Genomic DNA, 22008 nt, shown 5'->3' with positions numbered 1-22008 from the left:
ATTATTGCAGAGTAACGATATCATGCAATTACTTAATGGACACTATCAGCTTCGTGTTGCAGAACCTTCAGATATTCCTGAAATTATTCAATTATTTGCACAAGCATTTCGTTTTAAATTAAATGCTTTTAATATTGATAGCACTAATCCTAATCAACGTCAGCAATTAGAAGCTATTTGGAATTCATTAGCATGTAAAAAAAACAGCCAACAATTTGTTGTCACTGATAATGGAAAAATTATCGCAACATTTTGTTTAGTAATAAAAGAAAACGACTTTATTGCAAATTCCTTTATTAAAACACCCTCCTTAAATTATTGGCGCTTTGGTATTATTCATTATATTAGGCAAAAGATTTTCTTTTCTTTATTTGATTATACGCCAAATGAAAATGAAGCTTACTTGGCACATATTGCCGTTTTATCATCATATCAAGGACACGGTATTGCCTACGCTATACTTGAGTGGATAACCCAATATAGTAAAGATGTTCTGAAAAAAGCGTATTTATCACTTTATGTCGATATTCATCATAAAGGTGCGCTTTATTTGTATCAAAAGAATGGATTTTATATTGAAAAAGAAGAGTCATCACGCTTAACACAGTCTATTTTCCATATTCAACATTGGTACTATATGTTGAAAAAAACAGATCAAATGGCTTATTAAATATTACGATTATCATCAAAAAGAGGCTAAAAGCACTGACATAAAGACGTTTCTAATATGATTATAAACAGTGCTTTTCTTCCATAATGACCAATATTAACGTTTAAAATAGGTTCGCGTTGTTAATGCAGTCAGTACGTGATCTCGCCACTCTTGATTAATTTGAAGATAGTTTTTGGCATACCCTTCACGTTCAAAACCATGTTTAGCTAATAAGTTTCCACTACGTAAATTATGAGGCATATAATTCGCCATAATACGATGCATCCCCTGCTGTCGCTGCATATAACGAAGTGTTTCCGTTAAAGCTTCAGACATATAGCCTTCGCCTTGCCATTTTTCACCGACTGAATAGCCTAAAAAACAGGCATTAAAAGCGCCACGCATAACATTGCTGTAATTAGCGACACCAATAATTTCATCTTCCTTTTGTGTTAATAGTAGAAAATGAAAAGCACTTTCTTGTCGGTGCAGTTCGTTCATATATTGTAAACGGTGTTCCCAACCAGAGGGTATATAATGTGTTTTATCTCTTACGGGTTCCCATGGAATTAAAAAACGACGATTTAATGTATAATAATTAGCCAATCTTTCCGCATCTCGTTCGTATGCTAAACGAATTACCATTCTTTGTGTTTCAAAACGAATTTTAGGAATTCCGCCACGATAACCAAACATTACGATCTCATTATCCTTTGATATAAATAAGCCTAATTCTGAAGCAACTCTTCTTATTCTGCCACTAACCTTAATAAAAAAATATCATCTTTAATTTACTAGGAATTATGCACATTTAGAGACAGAATAGTCGAAGAAATAAATTATTTCATTCCCCCCTTATTTTATTTAAATTATTTGCTTATTGATGGTGAGTAATGGCGCTGGTAACACAAGCCCGTACTTTGGGTAAATACTTCCTCCTAATTGACAATATGTTAGTTGTCTTAGGTTTTTTCGTCGTTTTTCCGCTTATTTCTATTCGTTTCGTCGAACAATTAGGTTGGGCTGGTGTTATTGTCGGTTTTGCTTTAGGGCTTAGACAACTCGTACAACAAGGCCTTGGCATTTTTGGCGGCGCTATTGCAGACCGTTTTGGTGCAAAACCAATGATAATAACAGGTATGTTATTACGAGCTTTAGGTTTTGCTTTAATGGCAATGGCCGATCAACCTTGGATACTTTGGTTATCTTGCATTTTATCTGCATTAGGTGGAACTTTATTTGATCCACCTCGCACAGCGCTAGTTATAAAATTAACCCGTCCTTATGAACGCGGTCGTTTTTACTCTTTATTGTTAATGCAAGATAGCGCTGGTGCCGTTATTGGCGCACTCATTGGTAGCTGGTTATTACAGTATGATTTTCATTTAGTATGCTGGGTCGGTGCTGGTGTTTTTGTTATCACAGCCTTATTTAATGCTTGGTTATTACCTGCTTATCGTATCTCCACAACCCGAACACCAATTAAAGAAGGGTTAAAGCGAGTATGCCTTGATAAGCGCTTTGTCAGTTATGTCTTAACCCTGACAGGTTATTTTGTATTATCTGTTCAAGTTATGTTGATGTTTCCTATTATCGTCAATGATATTGCGGGTACACCAACTGCTGTAAAATGGATGTATGCCATTGAAGCTCTACTTTCTTTAACGTTGCTTTATCCTATTGCTCGCTGGAGTGAAAAACGTTTCAAATTAGAACAGCGTTTAATGGCTGGCTTATTTTTAATGAGCATCAGCATGTTCCCTGTTGGCATGATCCATTCATTACAAAGTATCTTCTTGATTATTGGTCTATTCTATCTTGGTACCATTACAGCAGAGCCTGCACGCGAAACCTTAAGTGCATCACTTGCTGATCCTCGCGCTCGTGGTAGTTATATGGGGTTTAGTCGCTTAGGCTTGGCATTTGGTGGAGCTATTGGATATACAGGTGGCGGATGGATGTATGATTTAGGTAATCAATTTGACATGCCTGAATTACCTTGGTTCTTACTAGGAACTGTAGGTTTAATAACACTTTATGCGTTACATCGCCAATTTAATCGTAAAAAAATAGAAACAGCCATGCTTACTCCCTAGAGATCAGGTAAACTCTTAGTTATCAATGATCAAGGAGTGTTTATGAAAGCAATTTTTCTAACCAGTATATTAGTATTAACAAGCTTAATCACAGGGTGTGATCAGCTCAAGCAATTTGATGTGAGTGAAAACCTTATTAATGACTATATCAGTCAAAAAATAAATCTTCAGAAACATATTGGTGAAGATGAGGTTGTATCTGCTGATATTAAATTAAGCAATCTTTCTATTCAAATTGGTCGTACTGAGCCGGGTAAAATAAGTCTTTCTGGTACAACTGATCTGATAATTAATTCATTCTTTGGTAAGACTAGCGCTAAAGTTGAGCTTACGTTATCAGGGCAACCTTCTTATCAGGCTGATAAAGGGGCGATATACATAAAATCAATGGCTATTGATAGTTACAAAGTCTCTCCAGAAAAAATGGATGCTGTGGTTGTGGCACTAAAACCTTATTTGGATACAACAATCACGACTTACTTTGATAATCACCCTGTTTATGTTCTTAATCCAGAAAAAAACAGTGCTGAAGCTGCCGCGTTTAAACTGGCTAAAGGAATTGAAGTTAAACCGGGTAAATTCGTGATCCAACTCTAATAGTTACGCAAGTTGATTAAAAATATTTATCGTCATTAATGAGAAAGGCAAACCTAATGGTTTGCCTTTTTTATGAATAATAAAATACTTTTGCAAAGAAATAGTTATATTACTCTGCTTGCATATCTTCAGTATCGTCACTCTCTTCTTCATCATCAGAGAGTTCTTCACGTAATGCTGATAATGCACCACGCGCAATACCTGCTAGTGTGCGATAAAAACCAGTTGTTGCATGAGCTTCAACCTTACCTAAAAATGTTCCAGCCCAAGGTAACAGATATTCATCAAATAATTGTATTTGTGCCAATACTTCATCTTCTGCTGAGTTATCTTCAAGCCATGAAGCAGCAAGTAGTAAAGCACCAAAACTGTCTGTTGCATTATCTGTAACAGGCATACCCCTTGCGATCAAAAATTGACGAATATCGTCTTCTTTGATCTCTTCATAATCATGGGCATAAATAGACACAGCCGGAGTTTCGCTACCAAAAAGAGACTGATAATCCGCTTCAACACTGGCTAAATCTTTGACGCTGTTTTTTAATGTGTTAAATAACTCATCTTGCTCTAATGGCCATAGCTGGCTAAGTTTTCCTTCACCAATCATTTTAATAATTGGTGATAAAATAGGATCATTGGGATCACGTTGGAATAATGTACCTAAAAGCCGGCAAACTATTGAGAATTCATTCATTGTATTTTTACCCTAAAAAGTTTCGCGTTATTGTGCGTTTAACGGTAAGAAAATCAACTTTTTTCGTCATTTCTCTTTTATTGTTAATATAAATCTTACTATTTTTAATCGCTTAAAACAGAAAAAGCGCGCTCTTATTATTAAGTCTTTTACTTAATATAAGAAACGCGCCTAATCCCATGCTACTTATCTTCTAAAGCAGTTTTATAATAAACTACTTTATGACAACAGCATTTTATTGCATTTGTTAACTGGCTATATCAAGAAAATTGTCTCTTACACCATTCACACGAAACCACCCTGCAATACTTATTCTTTCTTTATAAGTAGGAAGTACTTCATGAGGGAATTGTTCTGAAAGAAAAACAACCAAACGTCCACCTTTAGGAGCAACTGTTGCAAGTTTATTATCTTCTAAATCATAAATAACTAACTCGCCGCCGTCTTCTTTTTTCCAATCCTCATTAAGATACAATACTGTTGTTAATCGCCGAGTCACATTTTCTTTAAATGCATCCAGATGTTTTTTATAAAAAGCACCTTTTTCATAACAAGCAAAATGCGCTTCATATTCAAAAAGTCCAAGAAAAAACTCACGATTTACCGCACGTTGAATAGACTCCATTTGCATTAAATAATGCTGAACGGGTGCTCCCATTTCTGGTTCTAACCAACTGATTTTATCACTACGTATCGCCGTCTCTGCCTGCCGATTTTCACGACGCCCTATACGAGCTTGTTGTGCATTGTCACCAAAACAAGTTCGCAGTTGTTGAACAGCCTCGGGTGTAAGGAAATCATCCCATACACACCATCCTTTCTCTGCTATTTGCTCAAGAAGTTCTGCTATATTCATTAAGTATATTGTCTTATTAACATGGGAAATAACTTTATATCACCAAATTAAGTGAAATTACAATTTAATAAACTTATCTTTTCGATAACTTCATTTTATTAGTGATAAACCCTGAAATATCAAACAATCACAATATAAAACAAAACTTACTATTCCTGATAATCCTTATAACATTCTGATAATGTAGCTATTTATAGAAAAAATAACTGATAACACTACAGAATAGTTAAGAAAAATAAATAATTTCTTTAGAAATAGTAGCTTGTGTTAATTTTACTCAATGCTCTATCACCATTTTCTTTTTGTTCGTAATCAAATTTAATTTCGCCTTTTACTTGATGGTGTGAAATCGACTTTTTACTTTCCAACCGCAAAAATATAAGAGGTAATGATTTCCCTTTATCAGCTAGCTCACTCACAGACATAACATCTATAGAATTAATATTATACTTAATTTTATTTAACTCTTTCTTAGACGCATTATATAAGCTATCTAACTTACTCTTGATTTCATTTAATGTAAGATTATTATTTGTTTTCACTTCATCTAAAAGTGTTTGAACTCTTGCTTTAATCTCAGTATAAATATTTTCACTTTTCGCATCTAATTGATACTTGGAAATAAAATAAGGTTTGAATTTTTCATTCATATTATCTTTTTCTTGTGAAGAGAGTGTTTCTTTTCTCTCTTTTAAATCTAACAAAAATTGTTTTACATTAGCATTTTCATTAGCTAAATATACTGGCTTATTTATTAAATCACTTTTATAATTTGACTTTTCAATTTTTAATGAACTATTCAACTTTTCATTTTGTTTTTTATTAGAAGATAAAGATAAATAAATATTATCTAGCTTATTAATACCACTGGCAACATCATATTCTTTAGGGTATATATCAAATAACTTATTTAGTTTAAGCACCCTTTTATATATTCCTTTTAAATTCCTCCTTTTTTCTTCAAATTCTTTCTTGTTTTTATAAAATTCACTATCATAAACAGGTGTTTTAAATAAAGAGTTAATCTTTTTTTGTAGCATCGTTTCAAAGTTTTTAACGGTAGCTAAAGGATACCATTGAATAGTACTTTGAGAACTTGTTGTTGATGGAGTTATTTTTAGATCTCGATAAAATTCAAAATTAAGTTCAAAAAAATCAAAATCAACTTTTCTTTCAGAATTTTCATTGTCTACCTGTCCATGAGAAATAAGCTTATTTACATTTGAATTTAATTTCATTAAGTTTAATGCAACATTACCACCAATAGCATTTCTTGGTATAATAACACTTGTATTTTTATTGAGCGCAGTTTCAACATTGAAGCTTATCTCACTTCTTAATTCGCCTCCTAATGACAATTCTATTTTATTCTTTTTTTCAAGCATTGAATTATACTGAAGCTCGTTTTCAGAGAGATCTAATCCTTTATTAATAAACTCACTTACATTTTTCAATTCAACTGAAAATGAAAAATTAGATTGTTTCTCTTGATTTATATTAAGGAGTACACTTGCCATGACGGGAGTAATAAGACCATAATCAATAGTACCTTCCTTCCATTGCTTATTATAACTTGTTACTCCTGCTGATAGACCACCAGAGATATTGGTATTCACTTTATTAACAAATGAAAACATGACTTCATCTTTTTTATTTTTTGATAATGTAAGTGAGTGATTCTTTGCATAATTAGCTAATACAAAAGCATTTACCCCCACATTAGCGGGCAAGTTAAATACATTAATACCGAAAAATGCACGAATATCATTTTCGTGATTAATAGTAATGCTTTCATTATTTTTTAATTCCTTAACTAATGTGTAAATTATTTCACCTTGTTTTATACCATTATTTACTCCTTTAATAACTCTATTTAATACATTATAACTTTTATGTATATTCTCTTTTGCCCCATAAAAAGCTATATTTTTGTTTTTACTAGGTAAAATAGATGTATTTGTTAAACCTTTAATATTAGAGATTAGTCCTCTAAACCCAGGATCAATACTTTTAGCTATATTTTTTATCATTGCACCATATTTTTTTAATGCATACTGCTGCTTAGCTTTATCAATATGAATTCTTGCATTATCAATAAATGACGAAACAAAAGGAATATGCCGACTACTAAAGTTACCTATTGTTTGAGTCGAAAAGGGTTGCCCTGAATGGTAATTATTGTAATTATTTTCACCTACCATTGAATAAAAAGATAAAGGCGGCTCTTGTTTTAACCGTGTTACTTCATATTGATAATCTTTAATGGCAAAAATATTTAGAGGATCAAGATAATATATTTTTATTTTATCACCTTTATCAACAACAAGTTGAACCTGATTTAGTATTGGCTTAATTGCTAATATTTTATCTTTTTCTTTTAATGGTAGTTTGATTTTATGTTTTTTTAATAAAATGTCGCCATCAACCTCATCTCCTTTAGCAATTAGGGTAGCGGGTAATCCCGTTGTGAAAAGTTGATTATCTTTAACTTCTATTGTTATATCTAATCCTTCTCTATTTAGCTTTAAAACATTATTCTCTTTTTGTTCAACAATATTATTTATACTTGACAAATCATGCTGAAATCGATTCTCTGGCGTATACTTCTCATATTTTATAATAATTTCGCTATCAGCTTCATTTGATAAATTATCTTTTAAATCATAACTCTTCTCTATTTTACTAAATTTAATTTTATAAAACTCATTACTATTTTTATTTTCATATCTTTTTCGCCCAATTAAATTACCTTGAGAATCGACATAAAGTTCTTTAAATTTAATATTTTCGTCAGCTTGTGATTCAATATTAAATACACTATATTTAAATCCATTCTTTATATGCTTTTGATACAAACCAGTAAATAAATCATACGTTTTCCCTTTAATTAACATTAATGAGCCTTCATCTGTCAGTGTGACCCCCATATTGTTAAGAAGTGACATATTAGTTGAACCTAAATACACATAATTATTTGCATTATTTAAACTAAATTCTTTCTCTTTTTTTTTCACTTCGTTTTTTTTATTATACTCATTATTACTATTATTTATTCCAACGACATTGGTCTTTTTTTTCTTGCTACTAAAAGTATCGGTAGGATGAATCGTACTGTTAATTATTTTTATTTCACTCATTATTTATATCTCATTTTTAAAAAGAATGAGGTAATAATCAATAAGATAAACTGTAAGAGATATCTATTTACAACCAGATTTTTATTACATTATATAAATAACAGAAAAAATGATTTTTTTTGAAAGTCAGGACAAAAAAAATAGGCAATAAACTAAAATTTATTGCCTATTATATAAAATTAGAAAAGGTATTAAATCGTTTTAATATCCACTTTTCATATCAACCACACCACAAGGTGCTTCACCCTTTTCAATTCGTTGGATATTTTCAACAATCGTATCCATTGCGATATTAGGAATTGTAAAGGCTGCAATATGTGGCGTAATAGAAACGCGAGGATGTGTCCAAAATGGGTGCATTCCTGCTAATGGCTCTTGAGCAAAAACATCCAAAGTCGCATCAGCAATATGCCCTTGATCTATCGCTTCTAATAAATCTTGATCAACTAAATGCGCACCCCGCGCCAAATTAATCAAATAAGAAGAAGGTTTAAGTTGTTCAAAGAGTGAAAAATTCAAAATACCATGCGTTTCTGGCGTATAAGGTAATAAGTTAATTAGTAAATTACACTCTTTGAGGAAATCATTGAGTTGCTCTTTACCATAAAAACTTTCAACATTTTTAATTTGTTTTTCACTGCGACTCCAGCAACGAACTTTAAAACCAAGTTCAGCAAGTTTAGTCGCAACACTCCCACCTAAAGCTCCAGCACCTAAAACACCAATAACAAAATCATCATAAGAATGCGCAGGAAGTTGTTTCCATAAGCGTTGTGATTGTTGGCGTTTATAATCATCCATTCGACGAAAGTAATACATCACTTTAGCAATCGCATATTCTTGCATTTGAAGCCCCATTCCGGTGTCTTCTAAACGCATAACAGGAACGCCAGTTGGTAATGTACCCGGCTTTTGTTGTTCTTGTTTTAAAATAGCATCGACTCCCGCCCCTAAGGCAAAAATACCTTTAAGGTGATTGCGACTGGCTAGCATTTCATAAGGAGGAAGCCAAACCATAGCGTAATCAGCAGGTTGATTATCGCCAGGTTCCCAAATGCGTATATTGGCATTCGGCAAACGTGCCTTCATACCATTGATCCATGTATCTGCGTCAAAAAAAGGATGATAATAAATAATATTCATTTTGCCTTCCTCCAGCATTTTTATCATAGGGTGCGAGGGTTACGTTCTGATTTCAAGTCTCTTTGAATAAGTTGTTAATAAAAATGTTGAGAATGTTAACCAGTTAACGAAATTCTTAAATCTCTTTTCAATGCAACAATCCATATTGGTATTGCTTTACTACATAATTTGCCTAGCATTTGTGCATATTGTTTTTTATTTGACTGCTTGATACAAAAGTTAAGGGAAAAATGCATTTAGCTGTTGACGCCTATGATCCTTTTCCATATAGTAGCGCCCCGTTGAGAGATGTTAAGTGCATATCCAACGACAATACGGTGAGATGTCCGAGAGGCTGAAGGAGCACGCCTGGAAAGTGTGTATACGGCAACGTATCGAGGGTTCGAATCCCTCTCTCACCGCCATATTCTAAGATAGAGCCTAGTTTTTTAACTAGGCTCTATTTTTTTGTCCGAAATTTCCAATCTCTTAGTCTTGTTTGCTCTTCACCGACTCGTTTATATCCAGTAACCCTTCATTTTTTGATGATGTTATTGTTAGTATACAACACATTTTTTATTTTATTTTTTGCTTAATCGTTTTATTTAATAATTTCTCATCACTTAATAATCAAAGATTATTAATTTTAATGAATCAAAACAACTTATGTAGTTGTTATTTATGTCTATCCGATTTTTATGACGTAAAAAGATTTTTATTACCCTATCTCTAAACGACATTTATTCTAAAATAAAACGCTTTTTATAATTTTAAAATAAATTTAAACTTTATTTTCAAGCAAGCAACAGAATAAATACAATAAGATACATTGCATTATCTATTTAGGTTAACTTATTAGTTTAATTGATTTTATTTTTACTAAGCTTTAAGATATACATTAATAATTTGATGTATCACATTATTATCAGCGAATAAAAGCGATATCCTCTCTTTTCCTTATCGCCGTTATTCGGCATCTGACTTCTTATTTTGGTTTAATCCTAAATGAAAACTCATAAAGTTAACCGGGTTCGCCCCTTTAGTGCATTTATTGATGCATGTGTAAAAGAGCCTTACTCTTTTGCGCGTTTATTAAAAGATATTATTGCAGGGATCACCGTCGGAATTATCGCGATACCTTTAGCCATGGCTTTGGCAATTGGTAGCGGTGTTCCTCCGCAATACGGTCTTTATACCGCAGCTATTGCCGGTATAGTTATTGCTGTTTCTGGTGGCTCGCGATACAGCGTTTCAGGGCCTACTGCCGCTTTTGTTGTGATCCTTTACCCTGTATCACAACAGTTTGGTTTGAGTGGCTTATTGATTGCTACGCTGATGTCTGGCGTTATCTTAGTGGTTATGGGATTAGCTCGCTTTGGCAAGCTTATTGAGTATATTCCCGTTTCTGTAACACTTGGATTTACTTCAGGGATTGCTATCACTATCGCCACCATGCAAGTAAAAGACTTTTTTGGTCTTGAATTAGCGCATGTGCCCGAAACCTATATTGATAAAGTGATTGCTCTAGGCTCTGCATTACCGACTATTCATCTTGGTGATACGCTTATCGGTCTGACAACACTGTTTGTTTTAATTTATTGGCCTAAGCTGAATTTACGTTTACCCGGACACTTACCCGCTTTAATCGCAGGTACAGCAGTAATGGGTATTGTGAATATGTTCGGTCATGACGTTGCAACAATTGGCTCGCAATTTAGTTATATGCTTCCTAACGGAACAACTGGGCAAGGTATTCCACCTATTTTGCCCCAGTTTGTTTTACCGTGGAATTTACCAAGTTCAGGTACATCACTTGAATTAAATTGGAGCACTGTTTCTGCTTTATTACCCGCAGCTTTCTCAATGGCAATGCTAGGTGCTATCGAATCACTATTATGTGCGGTTGTGCTTGATGGTATGACTGGCAAAAAACACCACTCTAATGATGAGTTAGTCGGACAAGGTGTTGGTAATATTGTCGCACCTTTCTTTGGTGGTATTACAGCGACCGCAGCGATTGCACGTTCCGCTGCTAACGTGCGTGCAGGTGCAACATCACCTGTTTCTGCTATTGTTCACTCGTTATTGGTGTTGCTAACTTTACTTGTATTAGCCCCTTTTCTTTCTTATTTACCTTTAGCCGCAATGTCCGCACTGCTGTTAATTGTTGCATGGAATATGAGTGAAGCGCGTAAAGTTATTGATCTTATTCGACACGCTCCTAAAGACGATATTATTGTCTTAGTATTATGCTTATCGCTCACCGTTCTCTTTGATATGGTTATTGCCATTACTATCGGTATTGTGTTGGCTTCACTGTTATTTATGCGTCGTATTGCCAATATGACCAAAATAACTGAATCCCCTTATACTGATGATGATAAACAATTATTAGTTGTGCGTGTTAATGGCCCATTATTCTTTGCCGCCGCAGAGCGTATCTTTAATGAGTTACGTGAACGTAGTAAAGGTTATAAAACCGTTATTATGCAATGGGATGCTGTTCCTGTATTAGATGCCGGTGGATTACATGCATTCCAGCATTTTGTCACTGATGTTAAACATGATACCCATGTGATTGTTTGTGATATTCCTTTCCAGCCTTTAAAAACGCTGGCAAGAGCAAGAGTCACGCCTATTGAAGGAGAACTTAATTTCTATCCTTCATTACAAAAAGCACTGGATGATTTGGAATTAATTCAGTAGTTATTTATTACAATTAATATAAAATTTATTTAGCCCTTAATTTAAGTTATTTAATTAAGGGCTATTTTAATATTTCATAATTTATATTTTGTTTGCCATTGTAAGTGCAGTATAAATTGTTTTAAAAGAAATTAATAAAGATAGGGATGAATCCAATAGTGGCACAGCACCGTAGCTAATATACCAATTAGCTACTCGTTCATTTTTTGCATCTATAAGCAATGCTACACCTCCCAATTCACTTGCTACTGCAAGACAACGCTTTCCTGCTGTAAGAAGTAATTGTCCTCCTAGCCCCTTTCCTTGAACCGATAAATCAGTCGCTAATCGTGCAAGTCTAAAAACAGGAATATCATGGCGAGCTAAACCACGTTTAATCATTTCAGGTGTTTTTTCAAACTCGATAGAAGCAGGACACAAGCTGTAATAACCTATAATGGCATTATTACTACTATTGATGGCTAAATAAGTTTTAGAACTACCATTTTCATGATCCTGTCTTGCGTGGCGATACAAGAATTGATTAAGTGCAGTGATTTATCTTCTGTCGTAATACGAATTGATACTCTCTCACTATTTTCTACGAGTGTTTGAGCCATAACTGCCTCCTATGTACACATTGAAAGCGTACAATATGATTAAAAAAGTTACAACCTATTTTATATTGGGAGAAAGTCAATTGCATTTTTTAATATAAATTAAAAAAACATTCAGATTTGAAATGTATATAGTGCGGTAATTTTTTAATATGGCTTATTTAGAATTAGGAATAAACGCATTACCAATCCCGCTTCCTTGCACACCCTTTTTTAATAAATCTTGATAAAGTGCATTCATTCCCAACCAGTGATTTTCACACCATTCAGGAGCTAATAAGGTGGGTTTTCTGGCGCTAGCACACACACGGTGATAAATCATTTCAGGAGGAGTATGGCGGATCATCTCACCCGCGGTATAAACATATTGTTCTTGCGTCAATGCATTAATACGTCCTGCTTTCCATGCTTTAGCTATCGTACTGCCTTCAACAATATGCAAAGGATGTAATTTAAGCCCATCAGTGCCTGTTTCTACCACACGCTCTAATGTTTGCATATTAAGCAGATGATCTTCTCGTGGCAGTCCAACAATAAGGTGCGTACACACTTTTAAACCACGCCGACGAGCTTCACGAGTGGTCGCTTGGTAACATTGAAAATCATGCCCACGATTAATGTGTTTCAATGTTTTATCATGAGCCGTTTGCAAACCAAGTTCTAACCATACTTCATAACCTTTATCGCGATAACCTTGCAATAAATCCAAAACGCTAACAGGGACACAATCTGGCCGAGTTCCGACACATAACCCTACCATATCGGCTTGTAATAGCGCGGTTTCATATAAAGTACGTAAGTATTCTACTTCGGCATAAGTGCTGGTATAAGCTTGGAAATAAGCGAGGTAACGATGTGCTCGGTTAATATTTTTGGCTTGTAACGCAATTTGTTCTTCTATCGAATGATATTGCGTTTGTTCATCAGCAAAAGAAGAGACATTACAGAAAGTACAGCCACCTCGCCCTAATGTGCCATCTCGATTAGGACAGTTGAAACCGCCATGGAGGGTGATTTTATGAATTTTTTCGTGATAACGGCGCTGAAGATCAGCGCCGAACATATTCACTACTGTATGCAGTTGCATAACAATTTTATTTGCTGGTATCTAACTCTGGGAAATTTTTCACCACTTCATCAATCGCTTTAATTTGAGCTAAGAAAGGCTCTAATTTTGCCAGTGGCAACGCTGATGGGCCATCACAACGCGCATTATCTGGATCTGGGTGAGCTTCAAGGAATAATCCAGCAAGACCAACAGCCATACCTGCACGAGCTAATTCAGCAACTTGCGCGCGACGTCCGCCTGATGCGGCACCAAATGGGTCACGACACTGTAATGAGTGGGTGACATCAAAAATAACTGGTGCGCCTTGAGATGCCTGCATCATGACATGGAAGCCTAACATATCAACAACTAAGTTATCATAACCAAAGTTACTACCACGATCACATAGAATAACTTGATCGTTACCGCCTTCTTTAAACTTATCGACGATATTTCCCATTTGACCTGGGCTTACAAACTGAGGTTTTTTTACGTTGATCACAGCGCCAGTTTTAGCCATCGCTTCAACAAGATCAGTTTGACGCGCTAAAAATGCAGGTAATTGAATAACATCAACCACTTCTGATACAGGTTGAGCCTGTGCTGCTTCATGAACGTCAGTAATAATTTTAACGCCAAAAGTTTCTTTTAACTCTTGGAAAATTTTCATCCCTTCTTCTAAACCCGGACCACGGTAAGAGTGGATTGAAGAACGGTTTGCTTTATCGAAAGAAGCTTTGAATACATAAGGAATATTCAGTTTTTGAGTTACAGTGACGTAATGCTCACAAATACGCATGGCTAAATCGCGCGATTCTAATACATTCATGCCACCAAAAAGCACAAATGGCAGGTCGTTTGCTACCTTGATATCACCAATATTCACCACTTTATGTTGCATATTTATCCCTATACTGTTTGTAATGTACTGTGTTAATTAAGTACGTTTCTTAAATTTTTAATGTAGAACAATAGGATTTTGTTCTATCGAATGAATTTGGATTTTGATCATCTCTGAAATAGGATCTTCAGGACATTGCTCAACAAAATAGTTTAAGTCAGAAATCGCCACATGGTTGCACTCTAACTGAGCAAAAATAAGTCCACGATCACGTATTTCGTAGGGATCTTCAGGATCAAACATTAACACCGTTTCACTGGCTTTTAATGCTTGCTCCATATTCTTTTCTTCCATTAAAGAAACTTTCAATGTATCCAAAAGCTTACGAATAATAGAACTGTATTCTGATTCTTCTAAATCTGCCTCTAATAATACGGAGGCACCGCCTACATTCCCTTTTAACCAAACTTCTAAGGTATGTTGCGATAGATATTCACCATTTATTGGATTTAAAAATAGCGGTTGTTCATTAGGAATATCTATTCTGATGATCAGTTGTGTAGGAAAGATAACCGGGACTAACGGTAAATTTAACGCTTGTGCGATATAAATAAGAATCGAACCCAGTGAAACAGGAGAGCCGACGTGTGTCGCTAATACTTTATCTAACCATAACGTATCAGAAAGGCAATATTTGCCACTTGCACCACTAAAGTGCCACTGCTTATAAAACAGTTTTAGCAGTGCTTCTATCTGCTCTTTGGTATTTCCTTGTTGGGGAATTTCAGCTTCTGCCTGTTCAACTAACTGCGCGAGTTGATAACCAACAGAAGTGGTCGGAAAATCAGGTCGAATAGCCTGAGAGATAAGGATCATGCCCTTAACTAAAGGGGCTTTATTAAATTCGTAATCAGCTATGGTTTCTATCATAATTCCAACGACCTACTGTCACACGCTCATTACCGCCATAATCACGGAAAGTTTCCACACAGCAGTAACCCTTATCAATAAAAATATTGCGTACCCCTTCGCCTTGTTGCCAGCCGTGTTCCAGTAATACCCAGCCATTATCAGTTAAAAACTGACGAGCAGTTTCAATGATAATCTCGATATCAGCAAAACCATTTTTGCCAGCAACTAATGCGGTTAAAGGTTCAAAACGAACATCCCCTTGATGAATATGCTCATCATTTTCATCAATGTAAGGAGGATTACTGATTATCATACCAAATTGATACCCAGAGAGTGAACTAAACCAACAACTTTCCATAAATTCAGTGTTGTTTAATGCTAAGTTGGTCGCATTCTCTTGCGCTAATACCACAGCTTCAGCTTGAAAATCCACACCTATAATATGGCAATCTGGGCGTTCAGATGCCATTGCTAACGCAATAGCCCCTGTTCCCGTTCCTAAATCAAGAATACGAGTCGGCTCTGATGGTAGTTTTTCTAAGGCTTTTTCAACAAGGCATTCTGTATCTGGGCGAGGAATTAATGTTGCAGGTGAGACTTTTAAAGGCAGTGACCAAAACTCTCTTTCACCGACTAAATAAGCAATAGGTTCACCTTTAATACGTCGAGTCAGCAATTGCGATAATTGTTCTAACTCATCTAACGAAAGTACCGTTTCATTAAAGGCAATTAAATAAGTACGGGTACGTTGTGTCACGTACCCAAGTAGAATTTCAGCATCACGTTTAGGGCTGTCACTTTCAATTAATTGCAAGGCTGCTTCTCGCAGCCATTGTTCATAATTCATTAATTCAACTCAGAAAGTGCAGAAAGCTGATCCGCTTGATATTCAGTGACGATAGGCTGAATTAATGGATCTAATTTTCCTTCCATTACTTCATCTAAGCGATAAAACGTGAGGTTGATACGGTGATCTGTTACACGACCTTGCGGGAAGTTGTACGTTCTAATTCGGTCAGAACGGTCACCAGAACCCAATAAATTACGACGTTCAGAAGCTTCAGCTTCTTGGCGTTTTTGCATTTCAGCTGCACGAATACGTGCACCTAATACAGACATCGCTTTGGCTTTGTTTTTGTGCTGTGAACGCTCATCCTGACATTCCACCACAATTCCTGTTGGAATATGTGTAATACGGATAGCAGAGTCGGTGGTATTAACGTGCTGACCACCCGCCCCTGAAGAACGGAATGTATCAATACGTAAGTCACTTGGACTGATTTCAGGTAATTCAGCTTCTGGCACTTCAGCTAAGACGGCAACCGTACAAGCAGAAGTATGAATACGACCTTGAGATTCCGTTTCAGGAACACGTTGAACACGGTGACCGCCTGATTCGAATTTCAATACACCATAAGCGCCATCGCCAACCACTTTGGCGATAACCTCTTTGTAGCCACCATGCTCACCTTCGTTAGCATTCATGACTTCAATACGCCAGCGACGTGATTCTGCATAACGGCTATACATACGGAATAAATCACCCGCAAATAATGCCGCTTCATCTCCCCCTGTTCCCGCACGAATCTCAAGGAAACAGTTAAATTCATCATCAGGATCTTTAGGCAGTAACAGCACTTGTAACTGCTGTTCTAAATCATCGTTTAATGCTTGTGCTTCTTTCAGCTCTTCTTGTGCCATCTCTTTCATTTCAGGATCATCAAGCATCATTTCTGCTGCTTCGATGTCGTCTTGCACTTTTCGCCATTGGCTAAAACAAGCCGTAACGTCAGTTAATTGAGAGTATTCTTTTGAAAGCGCACGAAAACGCTCCTGAGAGGCAATAACATCGGCTTCTGACAGAAGTGCCTGAATTTCTTCATAACGCTCTTGTAGAGCTTCCAACTTAGCGACAATAGAAGGCTTCATTCGTAGATTAAGATCCTGTTAGACAAAGTTAATTATGGGTAATACCCAAACTTTCACGTAATAGATTCAGGCGTTCAATATCACCATCACTGGCGGCCTGTTGAAGAGATTTTGTTGGTGTGTGAATAAGACGATTCATCAATTGATGCGAGAGCTGTTGGATGACTTTTTCTGCATCCGCTCCGTTTTGTATCAATGTGATGGCTTTTTCTGTCATTTCTGCACGTAACATTTCAGCACTGTCTCGATATTCTCGAATTGCACCCACAGCACCTTGTGCTCGTAGCCAATCCATAAATTGCCCACTTTCTTGCTGGACAATATGTTCTGCTTGAACCGCAGCAGCTTGGCGTTGTTCACGGTTATGTTGAATTATCGCTTCTAAATCATCAACGCTATAAAGATAAACGTTATTAAGCTTTTCGACATCTTGTTCTATATCACGAGGAACTGCGATATCCACCAGCAACATTGGCTGATTTCGGCGTTTTTTAAGCGCTCTTTCAACCATTCCCTTACCAATAATTGGTAATGGGCTTGCCGTAGAACTAATGACAATATCAGCCTGTGCAAGACATTCATCAATCTCTGATAATGTAATAACTTCAGCATCAACTTCATTTGCTAAACGCTGAGCACGTTCTTTTGTTCGATTAGCAATAATGATTTTTTTGACTTGATGTTCACGAAGATGGCGAGCGACTAACTCTATTGTCTCGCCTGCCCCCACTAATAAAATAGTCAAAGAAGATAACGATTCAAAGATTTGACGCGCTAATGTACAAGCCGCAAAAGCAACAGAAACCGCATTAGCACCAATTTGTGTCTCTGTTCTCACTCTTTTCGCAACTGAAAAAGATTTCTGAAACAAGCGTTCCAGCTCTGAAGAGAGCGAGTGGTAATTTTGAGAATCGGCAAAGGCTTTTTTAACTTGCCCTAAAATTTGAGGTTCACCTAATACGAGAGAATCTAAACCACTTGCCACTCGCATTAAATGGCTGACAGCTTGATTATCTTGATGCCAATAGACACTGCTTTTCAGGTCATTTGGCTCTATTTGGTGATATTGACATAACCAGCGAATAAGCTGTTCATGGCTATTTTCTTTGTCTTCCATACTAAGATAGAGCTCAGTACGGTTACAAGTAGACAGCACAACACCGCCTCTGACAGCGGGTTGCTGTAAGAGGTTATTCAAGGCATCACCCATGGTATCGGGAGAAAAAGAGACTTTCTCACGTAAAGCTACGGGGGCTGTTTTATGATTAATACCTAATGCTAATAACGTCATATCAACTATATCGAGTTATGAATAAATACCGCCTCGCGACTTGACTTAGTGTAAACCTAAAACAGCGCATTTAGTATGGACTCTTCATTTCCGCCATTCTACTTGATGAACAGATTCAATAAAAGAGCTTACTTGAGTGATAGGAGATTTCTATACACAATTTAACGAAATATCGTTATATCATAAGGTTTATGATACTCTTTTTTTCAACTAATAACGAATTAAAGGAATGTCTCAGCTATGCGTTCACGCTTTTTTTCAACCAAACAACTCCTGCGCCTTATCCCGCTAACGGCGTTGTTGCTGAGTGCCTGTAATCTAAATCAGATAAAGACTCAAGGCTCGGCATCTGATAACGATGTGCAATGGCAAGCTCGCCAACAAGCATTAAAGAAAATTTCACAATATGAAACCCGAGGCGCTTTTGCTTATATCGAAGATACAAACAAAACCTATGCCCGATTCTATTGGCAAGACAGAGCTGATGAGCGTTATCGCTTATTGCTTACCAATCCTTTAGGCACAACAGAACTCGATTTAAATGTCATGCCTGGTGTGATTGAAGTTACCGATAATAATGGTAAAAAATATTATAGCGATAATCCTGCTGAGATGATTTACCAACTCACAGGTATGCTTATTCCACTCAAAAATCTACGTGCTTGGCTTGTTGGTTTACCGGGTGACGCAACTGATTTCGAATTAGATGCTAATCACTTATTAAAATCTGTCACATTACCTGCACCAGAAGGCGATTGGATTGTGACTTACCAAGCTTATGATTCAAGTACCACACCTAACCTGCCACAACGCCTTGAGTTAAAACAAGGTGAACGCACTATCAAATTAAAAATGGATAACTGGGATATACAGCAATGACACTAAGTTGGCCTTCTCCTGCCAAATTAAATCTTTTTCTCTATATCACGGGAAAACGCCCTGATGGTTATCATAATTTACAAACATTATTTCAGTTTTTAGATTATGGCGACACACTCACCATTACACCTCGTGATGATACCCAGTTAACTATCTTAACGCCAATTGATGGCGTAGAAGATAAAGATAATTTAATTATTAAAGCCGCTAAATTGCTTCGTGATTATTGCCAGCAACATAATGTTCCTTTGAAGTATCACGGTGCAGATATCAGTATTGATAAAAAACTTCCTATGGGAGGTGGCTTAGGTGGAGGTTCATCTAACGCAGCAACAACATTAATTGCACTTAATTATCATTGGCAAGCCGGATTAAGTGACGAAACCTTAGCCGAATTAGGCGTTAGTTTAGGCGCAGACGTTCCTGTTTTTGTAAAAGGTCATGCAGCGTTCGCCGAAGGCGTTGGTGAAATTTTGACCCCGGCAGAGCCAAAAGAGCAATGGTATTTGGTCGCACACCCCGGAATTTCCATTCCAACACCGACAATCTTCACAGATCCAGAATTAAAACGTAATTCTCCTATTCGCTCTCTTGGCGCATTATTAAAGGCTCCGTTCGAGAATGACTGTGAAATGATCGCAAGAAAACGTTTTCGTGAGGTTGAATATCTGCTTTCGTGGCTGTTAGAATATGCACCGTCACGCTTAACTGGGACAGGTGCCTGTGTGTTCGGCGAGTTCGACTCACAAGTTGCCGCTAGTGAAGTGTTAGTTAACGCCCCTGAGTGGGTGCATGGATTTGTAGCGCAAGGCGTCAACATTTCTCCTCTGCATTTATTCCGCTCAAGGATACCTGTGTTATTGCACCCGTAGGATGATGTTTACAAACCTTATGTTCATAAACACGTTCTTTACTGGTCAACAATATCTCTCTCTGGACGCAAGCCTGAGGTTTTTCTCGTGCCCGATATGAAGCTTTTTGCTGGTAACGCAACCCCGGAACTGGCTCAACGTGTTGCCAACCGACTCTACACTAGCCTAGGAGACGCGGCTGTAGGTCGTTTTAGCGACGGTGAAGTCAGTGTGCAAATCAACGAAAACGTACGTGGTGGTGATGTATTTATCATTCAATCAACCTGTGCACCTACTAATGATAACTTAATGGAATTAGTGGTCATGGTTGACGCATTACGTCGAGCTTCCGCTGGTCGTATCACTGCTGTTATTCCTTACTTCGGTTATGCCCGTCAGGATCGCCGTGTTCGTTCAGCCCGTGTTCCTATTACGGCAAAAGTTGTTGCGGATTTCTTATCTAGTGTAGGCGTAGACCGCGTTTTAACCTGTGACTTACACGCAGAACAAATCCAAGGGTTCTTTGATGTACCGGTTGACAATGTCTTCGGCAGCCCAATCCTTTTAGAAGATATGCTTCAAAAAGATTTGGACAACCCTATTGTTGTTTCTCCAGATATTGGCGGTGTTGTTCGCGCTCGTGCTATCGCTAAACTTCTGAATGACACTGATATGGCTATCATTGATAAACGTCGCCCTCGCGCTAACGTTTCTCAAGTTATGCATATTATTGGTGATGTTGCTAACCGCGACTGTATCCTTGTTGACGATATGATCGACACAGGCGGTACATTGTGTAAAGCAGCTGAAGCGCTGAAAGAACGTGGTGCTAAACGTGTATTTGCTTACGCGACTCACCCAATCTTCTCTGGTAATGCTGTTGAGAACATCAAAAGCTCTGTTATTGATGAAGTGGTTGTCTGCGATACAATTCCGTTATCAGCAGAAATCAAAGCATTAAATAAAGTCCGCTCATTGACCCTTTCTGGCATGCTGGCTGAAGCAATTCGCCGTATTAGCAATGAAGAGTCAATCTCTGCGATGTTTGAACATTAATTTGTTATAACATTCATTGCAATTTGAGATAACTAAACCCGCTATAGCGTTTGTTATAGCGGGTTTTTTGTTGCTATTTTCTAGAGTAAGAATTTTAGGCAACAAAAAACCCGTTATTATTAAACGGGTCTATAGGTGTGTATTACAACGCATAATGACAACTATTATTCACTTAATATCAGTTATTAACTTCATTATTATTGTTATCTAATCTGATATTTATTTGTGATAACAACATTATGGATAACGGTGATTGTCATGACGACGATAACGCTCATCATGGTTACGTAACCACCAATATCTTTCTGCGATTGTTTCTCTACCACCAATGCGGGCGCCTGCTAACCACACCAAAGCACCAATAAAGATCCCCATTAAAGAGATATCTGATAAAAACTCAGGAAGTCCTAATGGGAAAATATGAGTAAGAAGCGTATAACCAAGACTACCGAGCATAACAATCATCCCCGTAGCCATACATAAATTACCAACTGCAAATGCATGTTTATATTTCATGTTGCACCTCCAAGCGCGTCGTCAGACGATTCAACAACAAAATACATCGAATAACCTTTTGTTCTTTGCAGTTATTATAGCCATAAATACTAAGAAGTTATTGTCGAAGGGATCACATCGCTCCGAAATTTATTGACAATTCTTAACAAAAAATGTGTTTTTGTCTTTCAAAAGAAGAAAATAACGCCGATTTTGTCATTTCCGCTCTTTTTGTTAAATCAAAAAGGTG

Annotated in this window: 21 protein-coding genes and 1 tRNA gene; 8 read left to right on the top strand and 14 right to left on the bottom strand. The window is 36.6% G+C overall.

The genetic code is table 11. The features are described 5' to 3' along the window. The first annotated feature begins 22 nt into the window (after nt 1–22). On the top strand, nt 23–670 hold the full coding sequence (locus AB4J89_RS03010; RefSeq protein WP_368468011.1) for a GNAT family N-acetyltransferase: 648 nt from the start codon (nt 23–25) through the stop codon (nt 668–670). A 96-nt stretch (nt 671–766) separates the two neighbouring features. Here AB4J89_RS03010 and rimJ read toward each other — a convergent pair whose 3' ends face one another. Beyond that, a complete protein-coding gene (gene rimJ, locus AB4J89_RS03005) occupies nt 767–1348 on the bottom strand; it encodes a ribosomal protein S5-alanine N-acetyltransferase (RefSeq protein WP_088495442.1) in 582 nt (193 codons plus the stop codon). 197 nt (nt 1349–1545) lie between these two features. Between rimJ and mdtH the strand changes: the two genes are divergently transcribed. Together mdtH and AB4J89_RS02995 are read left to right on the top strand one after the other, a co-directional pair. Then, nucleotides 1546–2748 carry a multidrug efflux MFS transporter MdtH gene (gene mdtH / locus AB4J89_RS03000; protein WP_368468009.1) on the top strand — a complete coding sequence of 401 codons (1203 nt, stop codon included), beginning with the start codon at nt 1546–1548 and terminating at the stop codon, nt 2746–2748. A 42-nt stretch (nt 2749–2790) separates the two neighbouring features. Continuing rightward, nucleotides 2791–3345: a lipoprotein gene (locus AB4J89_RS02995; RefSeq protein WP_311754893.1), complete on the top strand. Its 555-nt coding sequence runs from the start codon at nt 2791–2793 to the stop codon at nt 3343–3345. Between the two features lie 109 nt (nt 3346–3454). Here the strand turns inward: AB4J89_RS02995 and AB4J89_RS02990 are convergent, their stop codons facing one another. The 4 genes from AB4J89_RS02990 to ghrA form a co-directional block, all read right to left on the bottom strand. Further along, complete coding sequence (locus AB4J89_RS02990; RefSeq protein WP_088495439.1) at nt 3455–4039, bottom strand: molecular chaperone; 585 nt, start codon at nt 4037–4039, stop codon at nt 3455–3457. Nucleotides 4040–4286: 247 nt separating this feature from the next. Beyond that, nucleotides 4287–4895, bottom strand: coding sequence for a 2OG-Fe(II) oxygenase (locus AB4J89_RS02985; protein ID WP_088495438.1), 609 nt, complete (start codon nt 4893–4895; stop codon nt 4287–4289). A gap of 248 nt (nt 4896–5143) precedes the next feature. Beyond that, entirely contained in the window at nt 5144–8032 is a 2889-nt protein-coding gene (locus AB4J89_RS02980) for a hypothetical protein (protein WP_368468006.1), read from the bottom strand. 201 nt (nt 8033–8233) lie between these two features. Next, nucleotides 8234–9175, bottom strand: a complete 942-nt coding sequence (gene ghrA / locus AB4J89_RS02975) for a glyoxylate/hydroxypyruvate reductase GhrA (protein ID WP_311754895.1) — start codon at nt 9173–9175, stop codon at nt 8234–8236. Nucleotides 9176–9491: 316 nt separating this feature from the next. Between ghrA and AB4J89_RS02970 the strand changes: the two genes are divergently transcribed. Beyond that, a tRNA-Ser gene (locus AB4J89_RS02970) sits at nt 9492–9579 on the top strand. 580 nt (nt 9580–10159) lie between these two features. Beyond that, on the top strand, nt 10160–11860 hold the full coding sequence (gene dauA / locus AB4J89_RS02965) for a C4-dicarboxylic acid transporter DauA (RefSeq protein WP_088495436.1): 1701 nt from the start codon (nt 10160–10162) through the stop codon (nt 11858–11860). Nucleotides 11861–11941: 81 nt separating this feature from the next. Here dauA and AB4J89_RS02960 read toward each other — a convergent pair whose 3' ends face one another. From AB4J89_RS02960 to hemA, 8 genes are all read right to left on the bottom strand, one after another. Continuing rightward, complete coding sequence (locus AB4J89_RS02960; RefSeq protein ID WP_368468003.1) at nt 11942–12280, bottom strand: hypothetical protein; 339 nt, start codon at nt 12278–12280, stop codon at nt 11942–11944. A gap of 41 nt (nt 12281–12321) precedes the next feature. Continuing rightward, nucleotides 12322–12459, bottom strand: a complete 138-nt coding sequence (locus tag AB4J89_RS02955) for a hypothetical protein (RefSeq protein WP_368468001.1) — start codon at nt 12457–12459, stop codon at nt 12322–12324. Nucleotides 12460–12613: 154 nt separating this feature from the next. Further along, nucleotides 12614–13543 carry a TIGR01212 family radical SAM protein gene (locus AB4J89_RS02950; protein WP_088495433.1) on the bottom strand — a complete coding sequence of 310 codons (930 nt, stop codon included), beginning with the start codon at nt 13541–13543 and terminating at the stop codon, nt 12614–12616. Nucleotides 13544–13550: 7 nt separating this feature from the next. After that, on the bottom strand, nt 13551–14405 hold the full coding sequence (kdsA, locus tag AB4J89_RS02945; RefSeq protein ID WP_088495432.1) for a 3-deoxy-8-phosphooctulonate synthase: 855 nt from the start codon (nt 14403–14405) through the stop codon (nt 13551–13553). A 57-nt stretch (nt 14406–14462) separates the two neighbouring features. Then, nucleotides 14463–15272 carry an invasion regulator SirB1 gene (sirB1, locus tag AB4J89_RS02940; RefSeq protein WP_193775190.1) on the bottom strand — a complete coding sequence of 270 codons (810 nt, stop codon included), beginning with the start codon at nt 15270–15272 and terminating at the stop codon, nt 14463–14465. Next, on the bottom strand, nt 15256–16104 hold the full coding sequence (gene prmC, locus AB4J89_RS02935) for a peptide chain release factor N(5)-glutamine methyltransferase (protein WP_088495430.1): 849 nt from the start codon (nt 16102–16104) through the stop codon (nt 15256–15258). Before prmC ends, sirB1 begins: the two co-directional genes overlap by 17 nt. Further along, nucleotides 16104–17186 (bottom strand): peptide chain release factor 1, encoded by a 1083-nt coding sequence (gene prfA / locus AB4J89_RS02930; protein WP_088495429.1) that lies wholly within the window; start codon nt 17184–17186, stop codon nt 16104–16106. Before prfA ends, prmC begins: the two co-directional genes overlap by 1 nt. A 28-nt stretch (nt 17187–17214) precedes the next feature. Next, nucleotides 17215–18477 (bottom strand): glutamyl-tRNA reductase, encoded by a 1263-nt coding sequence (gene hemA, locus AB4J89_RS02925; protein WP_088495428.1) that lies wholly within the window; start codon nt 18475–18477, stop codon nt 17215–17217. A 240-nt stretch (nt 18478–18717) separates the two neighbouring features. On the opposite strand from hemA, the gene lolB reads away from it, so the two are divergent. From lolB to prs, 3 genes are all read left to right on the top strand, one after another. Further along, nucleotides 18718–19356, top strand: coding sequence for a lipoprotein insertase outer membrane protein LolB (gene lolB / locus AB4J89_RS02920; RefSeq protein WP_088495427.1), 639 nt, complete (start codon nt 18718–18720; stop codon nt 19354–19356). Further along, the gene (ispE, locus tag AB4J89_RS02915) at nt 19353–20228 is read left to right on the top strand and encodes a 4-(cytidine 5'-diphospho)-2-C-methyl-D-erythritol kinase (protein WP_088495426.1); all 876 of its coding nucleotides are present in this window, start codon (nt 19353–19355) and stop codon (nt 20226–20228) included. Before lolB ends, ispE begins: the two co-directional genes overlap by 4 nt. Before the next feature lie 87 nt (nt 20229–20315). Then, a complete protein-coding gene (gene prs / locus AB4J89_RS02910; protein WP_036912921.1) occupies nt 20316–21263 on the top strand; it encodes a ribose-phosphate diphosphokinase in 948 nt (315 codons plus the stop codon). Nucleotides 21264–21500: 237 nt separating this feature from the next. Here prs and ychH read toward each other — a convergent pair whose 3' ends face one another. Beyond that, nucleotides 21501–21779, bottom strand: a complete 279-nt coding sequence (gene ychH / locus AB4J89_RS02905; RefSeq protein ID WP_088495425.1) for a stress-induced protein YchH — start codon at nt 21777–21779, stop codon at nt 21501–21503. Between the last annotated feature and the right edge of the window lie 229 nt (nt 21780–22008).

This window comes from Proteus sp. STS61-E, assembly GCF_040932335.1.
Classification (GTDB): Bacteria; Pseudomonadota; Gammaproteobacteria; order Enterobacterales; family Enterobacteriaceae; genus Proteus; species Proteus mirabilis_B.
The sequence above is the reverse complement of the archived record's forward strand: the minus strand, read 5'-3'. Positions and strand labels throughout refer to the sequence as shown.

Coding starts and splice junctions, on each gene's coding strand:
- rimJ (WP_088495442.1), bottom strand. CDS start 1,348: ATGTTTGGTTATCGTGGCGGAATTCCTAAAATTCGTTTTGAAACACAA.
- AB4J89_RS02985 (WP_088495438.1), bottom strand. CDS start 4,895: ATGAATATAGCAGAACTTCTTGAGCAAATAGCAGAGAAAGGATGGTGT.
- ispE (WP_088495426.1), top strand. CDS start 19,353: ATGACACTAAGTTGGCCTTCTCCTGCCAAATTAAATCTTTTTCTCTAT.
- AB4J89_RS02990 (WP_088495439.1), bottom strand. CDS start 4,039: ATGAATGAATTCTCAATAGTTTGCCGGCTTTTAGGTACATTATTCCAA.
- ychH (WP_088495425.1), bottom strand. CDS start 21,779: ATGAAATATAAACATGCATTTGCAGTTGGTAATTTATGTATGGCTACG.
- ghrA (WP_311754895.1), bottom strand. CDS start 9,175: ATGAATATTATTTATTATCATCCTTTTTTTGACGCAGATACATGGATC.
- AB4J89_RS03010 (WP_368468011.1), top strand. CDS start 23: ATGCAATTACTTAATGGACACTATCAGCTTCGTGTTGCAGAACCTTCA.
- AB4J89_RS02995 (WP_311754893.1), top strand. CDS start 2,791: ATGAAAGCAATTTTTCTAACCAGTATATTAGTATTAACAAGCTTAATC.
- dauA (WP_088495436.1), top strand. CDS start 10,160: ATGAAAACTCATAAAGTTAACCGGGTTCGCCCCTTTAGTGCATTTATT.
- mdtH (WP_368468009.1), top strand. CDS start 1,546: ATGGCGCTGGTAACACAAGCCCGTACTTTGGGTAAATACTTCCTCCTA.
- AB4J89_RS02950 (WP_088495433.1), bottom strand. CDS start 13,543: ATGCAACTGCATACAGTAGTGAATATGTTCGGCGCTGATCTTCAGCGC.
- AB4J89_RS02955 (WP_368468001.1), bottom strand. CDS start 12,459: ATGGCTCAAACACTCGTAGAAAATAGTGAGAGAGTATCAATTCGTATT.
- kdsA (WP_088495432.1), bottom strand. CDS start 14,405: ATGCAACATAAAGTGGTGAATATTGGTGATATCAAGGTAGCAAACGAC.
- hemA (WP_088495428.1), bottom strand. CDS start 18,477: ATGACGTTATTAGCATTAGGTATTAATCATAAAACAGCCCCCGTAGCT.
- prmC (WP_088495430.1), bottom strand. CDS start 16,104: ATGAATTATGAACAATGGCTGCGAGAAGCAGCCTTGCAATTAATTGAA.
- lolB (WP_088495427.1), top strand. CDS start 18,718: ATGCGTTCACGCTTTTTTTCAACCAAACAACTCCTGCGCCTTATCCCG.
- prfA (WP_088495429.1), bottom strand. CDS start 17,186: ATGAAGCCTTCTATTGTCGCTAAGTTGGAAGCTCTACAAGAGCGTTAT.
- AB4J89_RS02980 (WP_368468006.1), bottom strand. CDS start 8,032: ATGAGTGAAATAAAAATAATTAACAGTACGATTCATCCTACCGATACT.